The 15,950-nt window shown below is 41.4% G+C and carries 21 protein-coding genes; 9 read left to right on the top strand and 12 right to left on the bottom strand.

Annotated features, from left to right (window positions below):
* Position 1: 1 nt before the first annotated feature.
* From EAE93_RS02835 to EAE93_RS02825, 3 genes are all read right to left on the bottom strand, one after another.
* Positions 2-433, bottom strand: a complete 432-nt coding sequence (locus EAE93_RS02835) for a YcgN family cysteine cluster protein (protein ID WP_036775592.1) — start codon at positions 431-433, stop codon at positions 2-4.
* Positions 434-457: 24 nt separating this feature from the next.
* A complete protein-coding gene (locus tag EAE93_RS02830) occupies positions 458-1,114 on the bottom strand; it encodes a fumarylacetoacetate hydrolase family protein (RefSeq protein ID WP_110087514.1) in 657 nt (218 codons plus the stop codon).
* A gap of 264 nt (positions 1,115-1,378) precedes the next feature.
* Entirely contained in the window at positions 1,379-1,651 is a 273-nt protein-coding gene (locus EAE93_RS02825) for a YcgL domain-containing protein (RefSeq protein ID WP_036775587.1), read from the bottom strand.
* A gap of 140 nt (positions 1,652-1,791) precedes the next feature.
* Between EAE93_RS02825 and minC the strand changes: the two genes are divergently transcribed.
* The 3 genes from minC to minE are packed head-to-tail and all read left to right on the top strand — an operon-like array spanning position 1,792 to position 3,584.
* Positions 1,792-2,475, top strand: a complete 684-nt coding sequence (gene minC / locus EAE93_RS02820) for a septum site-determining protein MinC (protein WP_036806368.1) — start codon at positions 1,792-1,794, stop codon at positions 2,473-2,475.
* 23 nt (positions 2,476-2,498) lie between these two features.
* Entirely contained in the window at positions 2,499-3,311 is an 813-nt protein-coding gene (gene minD, locus EAE93_RS02815) for a septum site-determining protein MinD (RefSeq protein WP_036806371.1), read from the top strand.
* A 3-nt stretch (positions 3,312-3,314) separates the two neighbouring features.
* The gene (gene minE / locus EAE93_RS02810) at positions 3,315-3,584 is read left to right on the top strand and encodes a cell division topological specificity factor MinE (RefSeq protein WP_036806374.1); all 270 of its coding nucleotides are present in this window, start codon (positions 3,315-3,317) and stop codon (positions 3,582-3,584) included.
* Positions 3,585-3,727: 143 nt separating this feature from the next.
* Here the strand turns inward: minE and rnd are convergent, their stop codons facing one another.
* Positions 3,728-4,855: a ribonuclease D gene (gene rnd, locus EAE93_RS02805; protein WP_214039026.1), complete on the bottom strand. Its 1,128-nt coding sequence runs from the start codon at positions 4,853-4,855 to the stop codon at positions 3,728-3,730.
* Between the two features lie 90 nt (positions 4,856-4,945).
* Positions 4,946-6,634: a long-chain-fatty-acid--CoA ligase FadD gene (fadD, locus tag EAE93_RS02800; protein WP_214039025.1), complete on the bottom strand. Its 1,689-nt coding sequence runs from the start codon at positions 6,632-6,634 to the stop codon at positions 4,946-4,948.
* 353 nt (positions 6,635-6,987) lie between these two features.
* Here fadD and EAE93_RS02795 point away from each other — a divergent pair, with 353 nt between their 5' ends.
* Positions 6,988-7,521 (top strand): GNAT family N-acetyltransferase, encoded by a 534-nt coding sequence (locus EAE93_RS02795; protein WP_214039024.1) that lies wholly within the window; start codon positions 6,988-6,990, stop codon positions 7,519-7,521.
* A 97-nt stretch (positions 7,522-7,618) separates the two neighbouring features.
* Here EAE93_RS02795 and EAE93_RS02790 read toward each other — a convergent pair whose 3' ends face one another.
* The 5 genes from EAE93_RS02790 to EAE93_RS02770 form a co-directional block, all read right to left on the bottom strand.
* Complete coding sequence (locus EAE93_RS02790; protein WP_040150520.1) at positions 7,619-8,200, bottom strand: Slp family lipoprotein; 582 nt, start codon at positions 8,198-8,200, stop codon at positions 7,619-7,621.
* Positions 8,201-8,295: 95 nt separating this feature from the next.
* Positions 8,296-8,991: a tRNA (adenosine(37)-N6)-threonylcarbamoyltransferase complex dimerization subunit type 1 TsaB gene (gene tsaB / locus EAE93_RS02785; RefSeq protein WP_214039023.1), complete on the bottom strand. Its 696-nt coding sequence runs from the start codon at positions 8,989-8,991 to the stop codon at positions 8,296-8,298.
* Between the two features lie 230 nt (positions 8,992-9,221).
* On the bottom strand, positions 9,222-9,539 hold the full coding sequence (locus EAE93_RS02780) for a helix-turn-helix domain-containing protein (protein WP_214039022.1): 318 nt from the start codon (positions 9,537-9,539) through the stop codon (positions 9,222-9,224).
* Positions 9,532-9,717 carry a type II toxin-antitoxin system RelE/ParE family toxin gene (locus tag EAE93_RS02775; protein ID WP_235319362.1) on the bottom strand — a complete coding sequence of 62 codons (186 nt, stop codon included), beginning with the start codon at positions 9,715-9,717 and terminating at the stop codon, positions 9,532-9,534. Before EAE93_RS02775 ends, EAE93_RS02780 begins: the two co-directional genes overlap by 8 nt.
* A gap of 2 nt (positions 9,718-9,719) precedes the next feature.
* Entirely contained in the window at positions 9,720-11,651 is a 1,932-nt protein-coding gene (locus tag EAE93_RS02770) for an ATP-dependent DNA helicase (protein ID WP_214039021.1), read from the bottom strand.
* Positions 11,652-11,751: 100 nt separating this feature from the next.
* Here EAE93_RS02770 and EAE93_RS02765 point away from each other — a divergent pair, with 100 nt between their 5' ends.
* From EAE93_RS02765 to EAE93_RS02750, 5 genes are all read left to right on the top strand, one after another.
* Positions 11,752-12,096: a RidA family protein gene (locus EAE93_RS02765; RefSeq protein ID WP_040150513.1), complete on the top strand. Its 345-nt coding sequence runs from the start codon at positions 11,752-11,754 to the stop codon at positions 12,094-12,096.
* A gap of 363 nt (positions 12,097-12,459) precedes the next feature.
* Positions 12,460-12,792, top strand: coding sequence for a helix-turn-helix transcriptional regulator (locus EAE93_RS02760; RefSeq protein WP_214039020.1), 333 nt, complete (start codon positions 12,460-12,462; stop codon positions 12,790-12,792).
* Positions 12,782-13,255: a HipA N-terminal domain-containing protein gene (locus EAE93_RS25270; protein ID WP_332008073.1), complete on the top strand. Its 474-nt coding sequence runs from the start codon at positions 12,782-12,784 to the stop codon at positions 13,253-13,255. Before EAE93_RS02760 ends, EAE93_RS25270 begins: the two co-directional genes overlap by 11 nt.
* Positions 13,168-13,965: a HipA domain-containing protein gene (locus EAE93_RS02755; protein WP_332008256.1), complete on the top strand. Its 798-nt coding sequence runs from the start codon at positions 13,168-13,170 to the stop codon at positions 13,963-13,965. Before EAE93_RS25270 ends, EAE93_RS02755 begins: the two co-directional genes overlap by 88 nt.
* Positions 13,966-14,331: 366 nt before the next feature.
* The gene (locus EAE93_RS02750; protein WP_036775565.1) at positions 14,332-14,568 is read left to right on the top strand and encodes a hypothetical protein; all 237 of its coding nucleotides are present in this window, start codon (positions 14,332-14,334) and stop codon (positions 14,566-14,568) included.
* A gap of 240 nt (positions 14,569-14,808) precedes the next feature.
* On the opposite strand, the gene mdtI is transcribed toward EAE93_RS02750, so the two are convergent.
* Both mdtI and mdtJ read right to left on the bottom strand, forming a co-directional pair.
* Entirely contained in the window at positions 14,809-15,141 is a 333-nt protein-coding gene (mdtI, locus tag EAE93_RS02745; protein WP_036806393.1) for a multidrug/spermidine efflux SMR transporter subunit MdtI, read from the bottom strand.
* Position 15,142: 1 nt separating this feature from the next.
* Positions 15,143-15,559, bottom strand: a complete 417-nt coding sequence (mdtJ, locus tag EAE93_RS02740) for a multidrug/spermidine efflux SMR transporter subunit MdtJ (RefSeq protein ID WP_036806396.1) — start codon at positions 15,557-15,559, stop codon at positions 15,143-15,145.
* Positions 15,560-15,950 lie beyond the last annotated feature (391 nt).

The raw sequence follows: 15,950 nt of genomic DNA, 5'->3' as shown, positions 1-15,950 counted from the left end.
ATTAAGGTTTATTAATAATATGATCTTCCCACTCTACAACATCAATTTCCCGTACAGCGATATGCCTAACTGAAATTCTTTCGCTATGCATTGCTGATTTGGAACCTTTAATCAGAGGATGCCACGGTAACAATGACTTCCCTTCTTCAAGCAAACGATATGCACAAGTCTTCGGCAACCATTCGAAAGTCGGCAAATTATAACGGGTTAACTTGATACAATCCGGCTCATATCTGAAACGCTCTTCGTAATTTTTGCATTGGCACGTTTTTATATTGAGCTGATTGCAAGCAACATTAGTAAAATAAATTTCATCGGTATCATCATCCATCAATTTATGTAGGCAACACTGCCCACAACCATCACATAATGATTCCCATTCTTCATCCGTCATCTGATCTAGAGTTTTTACCTGCCAGAAAGGCTGAGACATAACTTCTACTATTCCTTATATTATTCAAATCACCCTGGTAGTGAGTGAATTGTCATTCAAAGTAACCTTTAACACATCACCGGCTTCCAGTGCTCCAACACCTTCCGGTGTGCCAGTGAGAATCACATCCCCCGGCCGCAAAGTGAAAAAGTGCGACATATGGCTGATCAGGGGAACGATTGGTGTCAGCATATCACTGCTATCACCGTTCTGCCGTAGCTCATCATTGACTGTCAGTGAAAACTGGACATTCTGTGGATCACCAAAATGGCTTATTCGAATAAACCCAGATATCGGACAAGAGCCATCAAACGCCTTACTTTTTTCCCACGGTTGACCTGCTTTCTTGAATTTAGATTGCAAATCACGCAAGGTGAGATCCAACGCAACAGCAAAGCCGGCGATCGCGGCGCTAACTCGCTCTTCATTTGCCTGTTTCAATGGTGTACCAATCAATACAGCTAGTTCAACTTCATGGTGAACGGCGCCAAAATCCTTTGGAATTGCAATTGGCTGATGTATATCACACAGCGCAGTTTCTGGCTTAATAAAAACGACTGGCTCTTCCGCTGGCTGAGCTCCCATCTCTTTAATATGTTTAGCGTAATTACTACCAACGCAAACTACTTTATTGACAGGAAGATCCAGTAATGCCCCCTGCCAGTCTCTGTGTTGATACATATTCGTTCCTCACTCTGGTTTATTAGGCAACACACCCATAATTATAGCACTTATTGCCATATCTCATCGGCCACCACGCCAAGACTCATCGCAAAATAAGGAGCACAGGAAACGGAAAGAGGTTACCGCTATTCAAAGGAAATTTTTCCTCTAAAATACAAACCTGATTGTTGTCCTTTAAAAGCACGGCTCACTGTGAATATTCTGGTGGTTAATAAAACCGCGATGACGATTAACTTTGCTCATCAAGCTTTTGGATTCTTCTTATTTTTCCATCTGGTTCAGATGTGCATTCATTAAGTTTTCAACCGGAGGTGGGATTTGCAGGTAAAAACCTTGCTCAATTAACGATATTTTTACCTTTTCTATATCAGCGCCTGCCAGTTTCTTTCTGTCTGCCAGAGAGATCATCATTGTATATTGAGGCTGACCAAAACTTTTCAGTAGCTCTTCGGGGACGCGAGAGAAATTATCTCTTTTTTCAACATAAAGGTATGTTTGCTCTCTTTTCGGGCTTCTGTAGATCACACAAATCATTATAATAAACTCTTTTAAATTCAGGTCACAACTTGCTTGAATAATTCAGTAATTATAACATGTTTATTGTATTTCAAAATATCGTATCCCAGAGGTTGTTCTGGGGTGATCTCAAATTTGCTGAATCTGAGTCAGGATAGATGTCACAGTCGCCAATTGAGCTAAAAGGCAGTAATTTTACGCTTTCGGTTGTTCATTTACACAGTGACCAACCAGAAATCATTCTACAGGCCCTACAGGAAAAAGTGGAACAAGCACCGGATTTCCTGAAAAACGCGCCTGTTGTCATTAACATCTCCGCTCTGCCGGCAGACGCTGATCTGAAAGCGCTGCATCACGCTATTGATTCAGCAGGATTCCGTATTGTCGGAATGAGTGGTTGTCGTGATGAGCAACAACGCAGAGCGGTAATACAAGCATCCTTACCACTACTAAGCGAAGGCAAAAAACAAAAAGCCTCAGCAAAGGAAAATAAACCGGCAGAACCTGAGATTAAAAAAACTCGCGTAATTAATTTACCAGTTCGCTCAGGTCAAAGGATTTATGCCCAAGGCAGTGATCTTATTGTCACCAGTAATGTAAGCGCTGGCGCCGAGTTGATTGCCGACGGCAATATTCACATCTACGGCATGATGCGTGGTCGGGCGTTAGCCGGTGCATCCGGTGATCAGGAGTGTCTGGTTTTTTGCACCCATTTAAATGCAGAACTTATCTCTATCGCAGGGCAATATTGGCTCGGCGATAAAATCCCGACTGAATTAGCAGGAAAAGCCGCAAAACTTAGCCTGGTAAATAATGAATTAACTATTGAACCTTTAATCTAGCCCTTTTAATAAGGAATCACTTCATGGCACGCATTATTGTTGTTACATCAGGTAAAGGTGGCGTTGGCAAAACCACTTCAAGCGCGGCCATTGCTACCGGCCTTGCTCAAAGAGGTAAAAAGACCGTCGTTATCGATTTTGATATCGGCCTGCGTAACCTCGATCTAATTATGGGATGTGAACGCCGCGTAGTTTATGACTTCGTGAACGTAATCCAAGGTGACGTCTCGCTTAATCAGGCATTAATTAAAGACAAACGTACCGAGAACCTTTATATCTTGCCTGCATCACAAACCCGCGATAAAGACGCTCTCACTCCTGAAGGCGTTGAGAAGGTTTTAGTTGATCTGGACAAACAAGGTTTCGATTTTATTATCTGCGACTCCCCGGCAGGGATTGAAAGTGGCGCGTTGATAGCACTCTATTTTGCTGACGAAGCGATCATCACAACAAATCCTGAGGTCTCTTCCGTACGTGATTCGGACCGTATCCTGGGTATTCTGGCTTCTAAATCTCGACGAGCTGAACGGGGTGAAGATCCCATTAAAGAACATCTGCTATTAACTCGCTATAACCCAGGCCGGGTGAGTCGTGGTGATATGCTAAGTATGGAAGATGTTCTGGAAATTTTATGCATTCCTTTAATCGGTGTTATTCCAGAAGATCAATCTGTACTGCGTTCATCTAACCAAGGGGAGCCGGTTATTTTGGATACAGAATCCGACGCAGGAAAAGCGTATACAGATACTGTTGAACGTTTATTAGGAGAAGAGCGTCCTTTCCGTTTCATTGAAGAAGAGAAAAAAGGCTTCTTAAAACGCCTATTTGGGGGGTAAAACATGGCCTTGCTAGATTTCTTTCTGTCGAGAAAAAAGACGACAGCAAATATCGCTAAAGAGCGGTTGCAAATTATCGTGGCAGAGCGCCGCCGTGGTGATGCTGAGCCTGCTTATCTGCCTGATATGAAACGAGATATCTTGGCGGTAATCTGTAAGTACATACAGGTAGATCCAGATATGCTCTCTGTGCAATTCGAACAGAAAGGTGATGATATTTCCGTGCTGGAACTTAATATAACATTACCTGAGACAGAAGAAGCTCAAAAATAACACAGAAAGGCAGCTGTTTTATCACTACCGCCATCAAAGTAACCAAGCTCATTATATTATATGGCAGTCTGAGGTGGGGTACCCCTAACGGGAACCCCTTTCTCGCGCTTTAGCCTAGCATCAAGCTAATGCTCTGATATGGATTAATCAGGATAGTTCGCCAGAATCTCTGCAACAGGTTCAGCCAGCAACTCTCCCCGCCATCCACTAAGCAGCTCAGGCTTGCCATTTAATTGTTTCAATTTCCAATGAACACTGAGTAATTGATTAATCTGACGACGAGATGCCAATAATTCAGAATTAAATCTATGCTGCTCACTTACCTGATGGATTAGCGCTTTAATATCCTTAAACGCTTTACGATAACCAGGTTGATCAATCAGGTTCGTCACTGGCGGCGGGCATTCGCTTTCAGGGATATTTCCACTTTCAGCGACCATTGCCAATAGACGACGGCCATGACAACGAATCTCCTGCCCACTTAGCCCTAACGCATCCAACTCTGCCAAAGAAGTTGGCATATAACGTGCTACCTGCCACAGGTTTTCTTCACGAATGACGAAGTTCACGGCTAAATCGCGTTCTCTGGCCTGATTCAAACGCCATGCAGCCAGTTTTTTCAAACACGCAAGCTGTTGGGGGCGTAATTGACAGAGGTTGCCTATCTGTTTATAAGCAGATTCTGGTTCTAATATCTCTTTGCGGCGTCGGCTGATAAGCTGACACTCACCCGTCGCAGCCTCCATATATCCGGCCTGCGCTGTCGCAGTCATCAGGATATCCGCCAAAGGCAACAGATAATAAACATCCGCTGCCGCATATTCGCACTGTTTTTCACTTAACGGGCGAGCAAGCCAATCAGTTCGGGATTCGCTTTTATCCAGCTCGACATGAATATACTCAGCCACCAGCGCGGCAAAGCCACATGAAAGCGGGTGCCCAATAAAAGCCGCCAGAACCTGAGTATCAATCATCGGCTCCGGCAAGCATTGAAAAGTATTCAGAAAAACTTCCAAATCTTCACTGCCGGCATGCAACAACTTCAATATTTGAGGATGAGTAATTAACTCACGAAAAGGTTGCCAGTTGGTGATATTAAGTGGATCAATCAGAGAAAGTTGTTCGCCATCATACAGTTGTATCAAACCTAATTGTGGATAATACGTCCGTGTGCGTACAAATTCAGTATCCAATGCTACTTTTGAGTATTTTTTTGCCCTTTCGCAAACTTGCTGCAACTGAGCATCTGTGGTGATCAACTGATAATTCAAAACATAGTTCTCTTAGCCATTCATGGAATAAGCACGACAACGCCGGCTGATACCGGCGTTGTCGTGCTTATCAATATTATGAAGAGGATCTCAGGCTATAGCTACATTCCTGACCTTTTCCTCTTCATCACGCAGTTCCCTGCGAAGAATTTTACCTACATTAGACTTAGGCAATTCATCCCGGAACTCAATGATCTTCGGTACTTTATACCCTGTTAGATAACGACGGCAATGGGTTCTAAGCTCATCCTCGGTCAAACTAGGATCTATCCGAACCACAAACACTTTGACAGTTTCACCGGAACTTTCGCTTGATACACCTATTGCTGCTGACTCTAGCACTTTAGGGTGAGCTGATACAACATCTTCAACTTCATTAGGATACACATTGAAACCAGAAACCAAAATCATATCTTTTTTACGATCTACGATACGAATGGAACCCTGTTCATTAACATTCGCAATATCACCCGTTGCTACCCAACCATCTTTCAACACTTCTTCTGTTGCATCAGGGCGATTCCAATAACCAACCATCACCTGTGGTCCACGTATCCACAATTCCCCCTGCTGGCCCATCTCTACCTCATTACCATCATCATCCACAAGTTTGATTTCCGTTGAAGAGACCGGGAAACCAATACTGCCAGTATAATGTTTCGAGTTATAAGGATTACAGGAAACCAAAGGTGAACATTCTGTCAGACCATAACCTTCAAGCAGATTGGTGCCTGTCACTTTTGCCCATTTCTCAGCAACTGCTTTCTGTACCGGCATACCACCACCAACAACCAGACGCAGCGTAGAAAAATCAAGCTTCTTAAATTCTTCATTATTCAACCAGGCGTTAAACAACGTATTCACCCCGGTGACAGAAGTGAACGGATAACGACCTAATTCTTTAGCCGTACCCGTAATATCACGCGGGTTAGTGATCAGAAGATTACACCCACCCAAGTAAATAAGTAACAAGCAATTCACCATTAACGCAAATATGTGATAGAGAGGCAACGCCGTAACAATCAGCTCTTGGCCTGCACGTAATAATGGAGAATAAACCGCTTTTGCCTGTTCAAGATTTGCCAATATATTACGGTGAGTCAGCATAGCTCCCTTAGCTACGCCGGTAGTGCCGCCGGTATATTGCAGAAAGGCCAAATCATTACCGTTAATCTCCGGTTTTACATATTGCATGCGATAACCCCTCTGTATCGCACAACGGAATGAAATGGCATCAGGCAAATTATACTTCGGCACCAACCGCTTAATGTATTTCACCGCAAAATCGACCAACGTACCTTTAGGACGAGATAGTTGGTCGCCCATACGCGTCAAAATAACATGCTTAACTTTAGTATTAAAAACGATCTTTTCCAATGTATGGGCAAAATTGGAGACGATCACAATAGCGGAAGTGCCGCTATCATTAAGCTGATGTTCAAGCTCACGCGGCGTATACAGCGGGTTTACATTTACAACAATCATACCTGCACGCAGAACACCAAACAGTGCAACGGGATATTGCAGCAGGTTTGGCATCATCAGAGCAACGCGATCTCCTTTACTTAATCCCAAACCATTTTGCAAATATGCTGCAAATGCCCGACTACGCTCTTCCAACTTACGGAAGGTCATAATCTCACCCATATTGATAAATGCAGGTTGATCTGCATAGTGCGCTACGGCATTTTCAAACATCTCAACCAATGATGCATAACGATCCGGGTCAATTTCCGCAGGAACATCCGCCGGATAGTGTTTTAGCCAGACTTTCTCCAAGGTAGTACTCCTGAAATTTTAATTGCTATGTTATCACTCGCCTAATAAATAACGCACGCCTTGATTTAACAAATTATTAACTCAGCGTACCAGTTTAAAAAAGAAACATTGTTCAGGTTGAGATACACATCACTAATTTCATGTTAATCCTTATACATAAAAACAAAGAGAATGGTGTCGTCTGTAAATTATTTTTAATTATCAGTATATTATTGCTCTAGTTAATATTTAACTTAGTAGCTATTGGTTATACATTGACCTACTTATTTTTTGCTTAAGATAGCATTTTTGAAATAGCATTTATTGCTTTCGTCTATTCCAATACGCTATTAGAAATATAATGGTAATAAAAAATGATTATAAATAACATTACAGTCAGAAGGGCAACCTATGAAGATAGTGCAACTATCAGCAATATAGAGCGCCAAGCAGCTTCTCTTTTTCCAGAAAAACTCTTACCAAAAGCACTCGGTGACCAAACCCTATCCACGTATGAAATTGAATCAGGTATTCAGGAACAGCAACTTTGGGTTGCTGAAAGTGATCAAAAGCTGGTTGGATTTGCGCTAATCCGCCGTTTAAATCAATTGATGCTGCTAGCCGAGATTGATGTATTGCCAAAATATAATGGCCAAGGTATTGCCAGTACCCTGCTTAGCCTAATCATTGAGCAATTAGCACAGAACAAGGAAACCGCTCTTTATCTCACCACTTTTCGTGATTTTATGCCAAGCCGTAAATTATATGACAAATTCGGTTTTGTCATACTACAACCGGATGATATTCCTGATGAACTACGAAAAATTCTGGCAAAAGAGATGGCTGCGAGTTTGGGTGCAAGAATTGCAATGAAATTAACGATCAATCCAAAGATAAATAGGAAATAATAGATAAATTACCGCCACATATTATTGCGGCGGCTCAAACTGGAAATAAAGTTACAATGTCACAAAGTCTATATCGACAATCCCGATTAAGATAACTCTATCTGGTCAAAATAGTCTCAACAGGTGCGGGGTCGGGGTAATACCAATTCCATCCCCAACCTGAATAATATGGATAGCCATAATAATTCCAAGGCCCCGGGCCATAAGGCATCAATACTCGCTGAACAACTTTCCAGCGTTGATAGCCCATCGCATTAATCACAACATAATCGTAATCCGCACAACCAATTTTTCCCTTTTTTAATCCCACTATCGGACCTACGATAGTGACGTAATTTCCTTTAAAATCGTCAGGCTCAAGGAAATCATTAACATAAGCATAGATACGGCCAAGGGAAGGCTCATGCAGCTCTGGACTGGCATCCGATGCTAATGGCAATGATGATATTTCCAGACGAGTACGGTGATTTTCATTCACTACACCAAGTACCTTGCCGCCGAATCGTCCTTCCTGACCGATAAACAGCTCAGGCGTACTCTTAACAGAAAGTAGATCTTGAACAGGTGTTGGTGACGTTCCTTTTACTGAATCAGGAACGGTAATACAGCCTGTAAGCATTACAGCAACTAACAAAATTAGCGCTTTAATACTCGTCCGGTAGTTTATTACTCTTAACATAACCACCTTCTCCTGAAAATTGTCCCAATCATTATGTTTAAAATAACTCTATCTATTTGATACTCTCTTTTACTACAAGTTTCATCAATCGATACTTAACGACCTGGTAATTTTTTCCAAGTAACTTCATTACGCAAGTATACCGGTTCAGCATGTTCTACGGCCGTCATCTCACCGTTTTTCCACATCTGTATCGCCAGAGGCAACATATCTTCAGCATGAGGTAATGTGATTCTGCTATCAGTTAGCGCTAAATGACTTGCCATCAACTGAGGATAAGCCTGCCAGCCAGTACCAGCAACTACCCAATCACCATTCAATGAAGCCATGAATGCCTGCACCTGCTCCGGCCTCAACACAGCTTCTGTTTCACTCCCTTGCCATTCACCTTGCTGATTACGGATATATTTCCCCCAGTAAACTTCCCCCATCCGAGCATCAATGGCGGTTAATACCTGAGTTGCACCTAGCAGACGAAAAACACCTTGAGCCATTGCATTGAGCGTTGACACACCAATCACCGGCAGTTCAGCTCCAAGAGCCAAGCCCTGAGCAATACCGACACCAATACGTACACCGGTAAAACTACCCGGCCCACGGCCAAAAGCTAAAGCATCAAGCTGCTGTAAACTCATCCCGGCTTCTGCCAGAACAGATTGAACCATAGGTAAAATACGTTGCGTGTGTTCACGTGGAGAAATTTCAAACTGTGCCAAAACGGCACCATCATTCCAAAGAGCAACAGAACAGGCTTCCGTTGCAGTATCAATAGCCAGAATTCGTACAGGCATGCCTTAAGCACCTCGGCAAGAAATATAATCCAAAATAAGGCGCTATTTTATCATAACCCTGTCGATTTTACCCAGTTGGCAGCCATATGAAGGCCATTACCCTTTGCCATATGTACACAGGGTAATTGTGTCTTTATGAATTATCAGATAGAAAAGAAATTCAGTTTACCTGTACTCCATCGCTTCCTAACGTGATTTGCTATTACAATATGGAGCGATTCTTAATCATGTCACGCGATAGCCTGAATTCCGTTCTTCTTAACTATCGTAAGCAACCTCAGGGCTGGACCTCCGGGGTTTTTTGTTCCACGCTCCCAGTCTGATATAAGATTTTTGCTCACATTCAAATATCGGGCAAAAACAGGCTGTGACAAATGCTCCCGCTCACGAAGAGAACGTATTTCCTCTGGAGAGAGCGATTCTATGGGAGTCAAACAGGCGGCATCAAACTCACGCATGGTTTGCTTATTGACAGCCCCTATTTCGCTTAGTGCCTCCATCGTTTCGTGAATTGCAGCAAACGCATCACTACGATATTTTTTAACCATATTTAGTCACCTCCGAAAAATGACCTTCTTTAATTAGCCTGGCTAATTGTTCATCTGATAACCCTAGAACGTGGGACGCCATCTTCTTAAACTGTATCTCTTCGTCATATTCAATATTAGATCTGTCACTTTTAGCAAACTCATAAACAAAAAAAGCACGCTCTGCGGTCTGGTACAAAATTACCGTGCGAAACCAGAAATATTAGGAGATTGCCGAGTTTGCAGGAAAGCGACCGCTTTCGTTAAATCTCGGGTTCGTGGTGAAGGTGGCAAACTATTCAAAAACACTTCACCATATGGACGCATCACTAAACGATTATCACAAATGACAACAACGCCATAATCATCAATATCACGAATAAGCCGCCCGACACCTTGTTTTAAGCTAATAACCGCGTCCGGCAACTGAACTTCATTAAATGCATCACCGCCTCTCAGTTGGCAATCTTCAATACGGGCTTTTAGCAAGGGATCATCCGGCGCCGTAAAGGGCAATTTATCGATAATGACACAGGAAAGCGCCTCGCCGCGCACATCGACACCTTCCCAAAAACTGCTGGTTGCCACCAATAAAGCGTTGCCGGCGGCAATAAATTGCGAAAGTAGCTGACCTTTGCTGGTTTCACCCTGAACTAAAACCGGCAATGTCATGTTGGCACGGAACTCTTCAGCCAGACTGCGCATCATCTGGTGTGAAGTACATAAAAAGAAACATCGACCTTTATTGGTTTCAATGAGTGGTTTGAGCATCTCTGCCAACCATTTTGCGCTACCAGGCTGATTTGGCGATGGTAGATGACGGGGAACGCAAAGTAGTGTCTGACTTTGATAATCAAATGGACTTGGCAGTAATAACGTTTTCGCCTCTTTTAAACCTAGCCGTTCAGTAAAGTAGGAAAGTTGCTCATTAACAGAGAGTGTAGCTGAGGTGAACACCCAACAACCTGATTGCTCATTAATTATTTCACTAAATTTGTCGGCAACAGACAGCGGTGTGAGTGCTAAAAGAAAATGGCGACCATAACTTTCAAACCAATAGCTATAACCGGGGATAGTCACCTCTTTCAAGCGCTTAAGGCGGTTACGATAAATTGTTGCCCTCTCAAATGCCGCATCCAACATAACTGAACGCCCTAAAGATAATTTCATCACGTCATAACAAAGCTCAAGCGCATCATCAAGCAATACTAATGCTCGCTGGACTTGCGGATTTTGCAATAGTTCCCGCAAATTACCCCGATAACCGTTCTCTCCTAACGACAGCCGGAAATCTTGAGTGCTTTGACTCAGACGATCTGCGCTCTTTTGTAATTGAACTTGATCCCGAACTTCCGTGCGATACGCCATAATGATGTCTCTGGAGAGATCCATCAGTTGGCGACTACTTAATTGCTGACCAAAATATTGACTGGCGATATCAGGGATTTGATGTGCCTCATCAAATATTTTGACTTCTGCTTGCGGGATCAACTCGCCAAATCCCGTTTCTTTCACGACCATATCCGCCATAAACAGATGATGGTTAACAACAATAACATCCGCCTCCATTGCCCGGCGACGAGCTTTGAGAACAAAGCATTCCTGATAACGCGGACAATCACTACCCAGGCAGTTATCGTTCGTACTGGTGACCAACGGCCAAACCTGGCTATCTTCCGCCACTTGGTGACAAGTACTGATATCACCCTCTTCAGTTTGTGAAGACCAGCCTCTTAGCCGAACAATATCTGCCAGAATTTCTGCTTCCAATTGCCCGCCCCCAAAAGAGTGCTGTTCCAACCGTTCCAAGCACAGATAATTTGCACGGCCTTTCAACAACGCCAATTTACCGGTGAAATTAATCGCTTCAGCGACGGTCGGTAAATCACGATTATAGAGCTGATCCTGTAATGCCTTAGAACCTGTGGAAATGATAACTTTCTGCCCAGAACGCAACGCGGGTGCTAAATAGGCAAATGTCTTACCAGTTCCCGTACCTGCTTCTACGACCAATTGTTGATGGTTTTTAATCGCACACTCAATAGCCACTGCCATTTCTCTTTGAGCATCACGAGGTTTAAAGCCTGTTATTGCTTTAGCAAGGGCGCCATTTTTCGCAAAATCGTCTGACACAAATCGTCTCTTTCAATAGAATGGATGGAGATTATGCCAATAGTATGTTCTGATCACCACCCAAAATCAGGCAGATAGTCATTCACAGAAAGGAGTATCCATGACAATTGAACGCATTGATCCACAGGATCGCTGGTCTGAAGCAGTAGTTTACAATAAAACTATTTACTACACCGCCGTACCGGAAAATCTGGATGGTGATATTACTGAGCAAACAGCAAATACGTTAGCCGCTATTGATATCATGTTACAGCGTCTCGGTTCTGATAAAAGCAAAATTATCGACGCCACTATTTTTCTAGCTGATGGAAAAGAGTTTGCTGGCATGAATGCTGCCTGGGATGCATGGGTTGTAGCAGGAAATGCGCCAGTACGCTGCACCGTTGAAGCTAAACTAATGAACCCCAAATATAAAGTCGAAATAAAAATTATCGCAGGTATTTAATATTAATTTTGGGATATTCTCTATCGCCTCCATTTATATTTTAATTATATGGAGGTTATTCAGAATATCCCAATAGATGTTACTAATGTAAATAAGATATAACTTTCTCCATTAATTTAGTTACAATAACATTTTAAAATAAAATATTAATCGACATTTTCATTAACTATATTATTCATTGTTCTAAATGGAATGTTATAAACTCAACAACTCTAACCTTCCTCTTATGCCTTGAACTATAAGATGTGACCATTATAATGCTCATCTAATATTGACATTCTCATTTTGACAAACCATGATGATGACCATTATAGTGTTCATTAAGGCCATCAATGACCACTATAATGGTCAACAGGAGGAAGTATGTTAAAACATAGAGCCTATTCAAAATTCTCCCAAGAGGCAGTTATGTTACTCGGAGAACAAATCAAGTTAGGTAGAAAACAACGCCATTGGTCAGAAAAGAATTTGGCAGAACGTGCTGGTATATCCAGAACCACGCTACAAAAAATTGAAAATGGGGATATGGGTTGCTCCATAGGATTAGCATTTGAGCTGGCCAACCTTGTAGGTATCAACTTGTTTGACAATGATAAATTTCCTATCTCAACACGTATAGAACAAACAAGAGGTAAATTAGTTTTATTACCACGGCGTATTCAGGAAGAAAAAAGAGAGGTATACGATGATTTCTAACAACAAAGAAGCTTATGTCTGGATATGGTTACCAGAACAAACTGAACCAGTGGTGGCTGGCCGCCTGGAAGAATTTAACGGCCGTATTCTATTTAACTATGGTAAAAGTTACCTTGAAAGATTCAATAGCCAGCCACCATCTATCTCGATTTATGAACCAGAATTACCATTAAAATCTGGTATCATATCCCCACAGAGTGATCTGACAATACCTGGCTGTATCCGCGACGCTTCACCTGATGCGTGGGGTCGCAGAGTTATAATCAACAAAAAATTAGGATTAAAAGGAGCAGATACAGAAACTACTATATTAAATGAAATAACTTACCTTCTTGAATCAGGATCTGACCGTATAGGTGCTTTAGATTTTCAGCTATCTCCATCGGAATATACACCACGATCTATAAAGAATGTCAGCTTAGAAGAATTAGTTCAATTGGCGGAGCACGGCCCAAGGCACTAATTGAAGATAAAGGAAAAAAATATGTCGCTAAATTTTCTTCAAGTAGTGATCTTTACAGTGTGGTTAAAGCAGAGTTTATTGCTATGAGACTTGCGAAGCTAGTTGGTATTGATGTTGCACCAGTAAAATTAGCAACATCTGCAAATAAAAATGTACTATTAATTGAGAGATTTGATCGAGAATATACCCAAAATAGTTGGTTACGAAAATCAATGGTCTCTGCTCTAACTCTATTTAGTTTGGATGATATGATGGCCAGATATGCTAGTTATGAAAATTTTGCCGAGATTATACGATATCGTTTCACTAATCCTCAGAAAACATTAGAAGAATTATTTTCACGATTAGTTTTTAATATACTGTGCGGTAATACAGATGATCACGCTCGAAATCATGCTGCATTTTGGGATGGAAAAAATTTAAGTTTAACTCCGGCTTATGATATATGCCCTCAAGGTAGATCGGGTAATGAAGCATCTCAAGCAATGTTAATAGTCGGAAATAAAAATCTCAGCCAATTACAAACCTGTTTAGAAACTGCACATAACTTTAATATCTCAGAGAAAAAAGCAAAAGAAATCTTTAATAGACAAATATTAATCATCCAAGATAATTGGAATAATATCTGTGAAGAAGCTGAGTTAAGTGAAATAGATAAAAAATTGTTCTGGCATAGACAATTTTTAAATCCATTCTCCATAATTTTTTGAGAACTTTAAAATCTGTACATAAACTTATTATAAACCCATCTTATGGGCCAAAATACCTATTCTATTTCAGCAATGGCCCTTAATAATTCATTTTAGAAATATATGTTATGTTTGAGCCGATGATAATACTCTGATGATCAATGTAAATAAAATAGTTTCCAATATTGCTTATCACAAATAGCGTTAATTTCATCTGGTAGAGTTAACTCACCAAATGGATTTTCTATTATTTACCTTTTCAATGTTGAATTATACTTATACGTCGTCCATACTTTCTAATAAGCACATCAATGTCGGGCCACTGTTGAGTGAATATAAACATGGCCTAATCTTCAATAACTTTTATCACTTGGTATGGAGCATTCTATGGATGTTTGTTCAGGTTGTCATGAGCCCCTTCATGATTCCGTTGTTGCGGAAGTAGAAGGCAAGATCTATAAAAGTTGCCCATCTTGTTCCACCGCAATGGGTCAACATGTTTTTTATCGTTATAAAGACTTTGACATGAAGGAAATGGGGAATGGCCGCTATATTGTTCAGTCTTGTTGTCCTGGTTGTTGTGTGAAAGATGGCCATAAACCAGACGTCTGTTTTAGCTGTTAAAAGTCACTTTTATTCATATCTGCTGGTTATTATGCAAAATAGTTGCTAGTTGCATGCCAGCAGATAATATAAGAAATAAACAATAAAATTCGTTATTTAAAAACCAAAGCGGGAGGAGTTATACAGTATTTAATCAAAATACCTGAACAGAGAAAAAAATAGTTATAAGCGCATCAGGAGCGACAAAATTAAAACAATCTCTGTGAATCATACTCCCCCCAGATTGGGTTACTCCACGACTTAAGCCATCTTGATCATCACCATGCCCAACAGCAACAAGGCAATTCCACCCCAACCTTTACAATTCAAACGCTGATTAAACATAATCCAGCCAGCAGCAACTGTCGCAATGATACCGAAAGCGCCCCATAAGGCATAAGCAATGGAAAGCTCAATTCCCTTCACTGCCTGAGCAAGCGCACTGAACGCCCCAAGGACAACAATAATCGAGAGAATCCCCATCCAAGGACGTCTAAAACCATTAGAAAGTTTCAGTAAAATATTCGCTAAAATATCCAACGCTACGGCAAGGAATAAGAACGCCGCATGCCACCATTCAAATTGTTGCAACATGTTATGCCTCCTTTATTTTACTGTTTTTAGTTGTTGCGACACTGACAGCCTTATTTGCCATCTGTTTCACTACCTCTGCCGATTTTTTAACTGCCGCTTTTCTAGTGCCGGATTTAATCAACATAATTCCTGTTATCAGCAGAGCCAAACCACCTACTTTCATCAATGACAGTGATTCATCAAACCACATGACACTAAAAACAGTAATAAATAAAATGCCAACCCCTTCCCACAAAGCGTACGCAACGCCTAATGCAACTTTTTTCACCGCCATTGCCAGCAAAATATAGGATGTGGCGATCATGATGTACATAACAGCCATGCCAACTACACCACCGGAAACGCTGGCATGTTTCATCGATAAGGTACCGATAACTTCGGTAACAATTGCCATTGCAAGGAATAACCAATAAATCATTTTCTTTCTCCTGACCACGTAAATACGCACGTCAAGACGCAAGCTAATAAATGATCTAACCCATCTATGCATGAGATGAGAAATAATAACCTGACGTTTTGACGAAATAGAAATACCGGTTAAGAACCGGTTAACAGGAGTCAGACGCTATAATGCACCACACCAGTAATGCTCACTGGATAAAATGGCAGAAAGGAAAAGCACGTGGGTGGAACTTTGAAACTTGACGCTTTTGGCGCTGTTCATGATATCTCATTCTTTCATCGCACCGATATTCCGCGCGATATACGAAGAATCCTCATAAATAATGTTAGTGTTCCTATTACTTCTACCATACGAAATAATAGAAAGCAACCACTCAATTTTACTTACTTTTTATCTGATAAACAGA

Source organism: Photorhabdus akhurstii (assembly GCF_018448925.1).
Classification (GTDB): domain Bacteria; phylum Pseudomonadota; class Gammaproteobacteria; order Enterobacterales; family Enterobacteriaceae; genus Photorhabdus; species Photorhabdus akhurstii.
The sequence above is the reverse complement of the archived record's forward strand: the minus strand, read 5'-3'. Positions and strand labels throughout refer to the sequence as shown.

Excerpts from the sequence above, each read along its gene's own strand:
- EAE93_RS02830 (WP_110087514.1), bottom strand. The coding sequence starts at position 1,114 with ATGTATCAACACAGAGACTGGCAGGGGGCATTACTGGATCTTCCTGTC.
- EAE93_RS02790 (WP_040150520.1), bottom strand. The coding sequence starts at position 8,200 with ATGTTAAGAGTAATAAACTACCGGACGAGTATTAAAGCGCTAATTTTG.
- EAE93_RS25270 (WP_332008073.1), top strand. The coding sequence starts at position 12,782 with ATGATTTCTAACAACAAAGAAGCTTATGTCTGGATATGGTTACCAGAA.
- EAE93_RS02825 (WP_036775587.1), bottom strand. The coding sequence starts at position 1,651 with ATGATTTGTGTGATCTACAGAAGCCCGAAAAGAGAGCAAACATACCTT.
- mdtI (WP_036806393.1), bottom strand. The coding sequence starts at position 15,141 with ATGTTGCAACAATTTGAATGGTGGCATGCGGCGTTCTTATTCCTTGCC.
- EAE93_RS02765 (WP_040150513.1), top strand. The coding sequence starts at position 11,752 with ATGACAATTGAACGCATTGATCCACAGGATCGCTGGTCTGAAGCAGTA.
- EAE93_RS02795 (WP_214039024.1), top strand. The coding sequence starts at position 6,988 with ATGATTATAAATAACATTACAGTCAGAAGGGCAACCTATGAAGATAGT.
- EAE93_RS02750 (WP_036775565.1), top strand. The coding sequence starts at position 14,332 with ATGGATGTTTGTTCAGGTTGTCATGAGCCCCTTCATGATTCCGTTGTT.
- EAE93_RS02780 (WP_214039022.1), bottom strand. The coding sequence starts at position 9,539 with ATGGTTAAAAAATATCGTAGTGATGCGTTTGCTGCAATTCACGAAACG.
- minE (WP_036806374.1), top strand. The coding sequence starts at position 3,315 with ATGGCCTTGCTAGATTTCTTTCTGTCGAGAAAAAAGACGACAGCAAAT.
- EAE93_RS02835 (WP_036775592.1), bottom strand. The coding sequence starts at position 433 with ATGTCTCAGCCTTTCTGGCAGGTAAAAACTCTAGATCAGATGACGGAT.
- EAE93_RS02760 (WP_214039020.1), top strand. The coding sequence starts at position 12,460 with ATGTTAAAACATAGAGCCTATTCAAAATTCTCCCAAGAGGCAGTTATG.
- minD (WP_036806371.1), top strand. The coding sequence starts at position 2,499 with ATGGCACGCATTATTGTTGTTACATCAGGTAAAGGTGGCGTTGGCAAA.
- minC (WP_036806368.1), top strand. The coding sequence starts at position 1,792 with ATGTCACAGTCGCCAATTGAGCTAAAAGGCAGTAATTTTACGCTTTCG.
- mdtJ (WP_036806396.1), bottom strand. The coding sequence starts at position 15,559 with ATGATTTATTGGTTATTCCTTGCAATGGCAATTGTTACCGAAGTTATC.
- tsaB (WP_214039023.1), bottom strand. The coding sequence starts at position 8,991 with ATGCCTGTACGAATTCTGGCTATTGATACTGCAACGGAAGCCTGTTCT.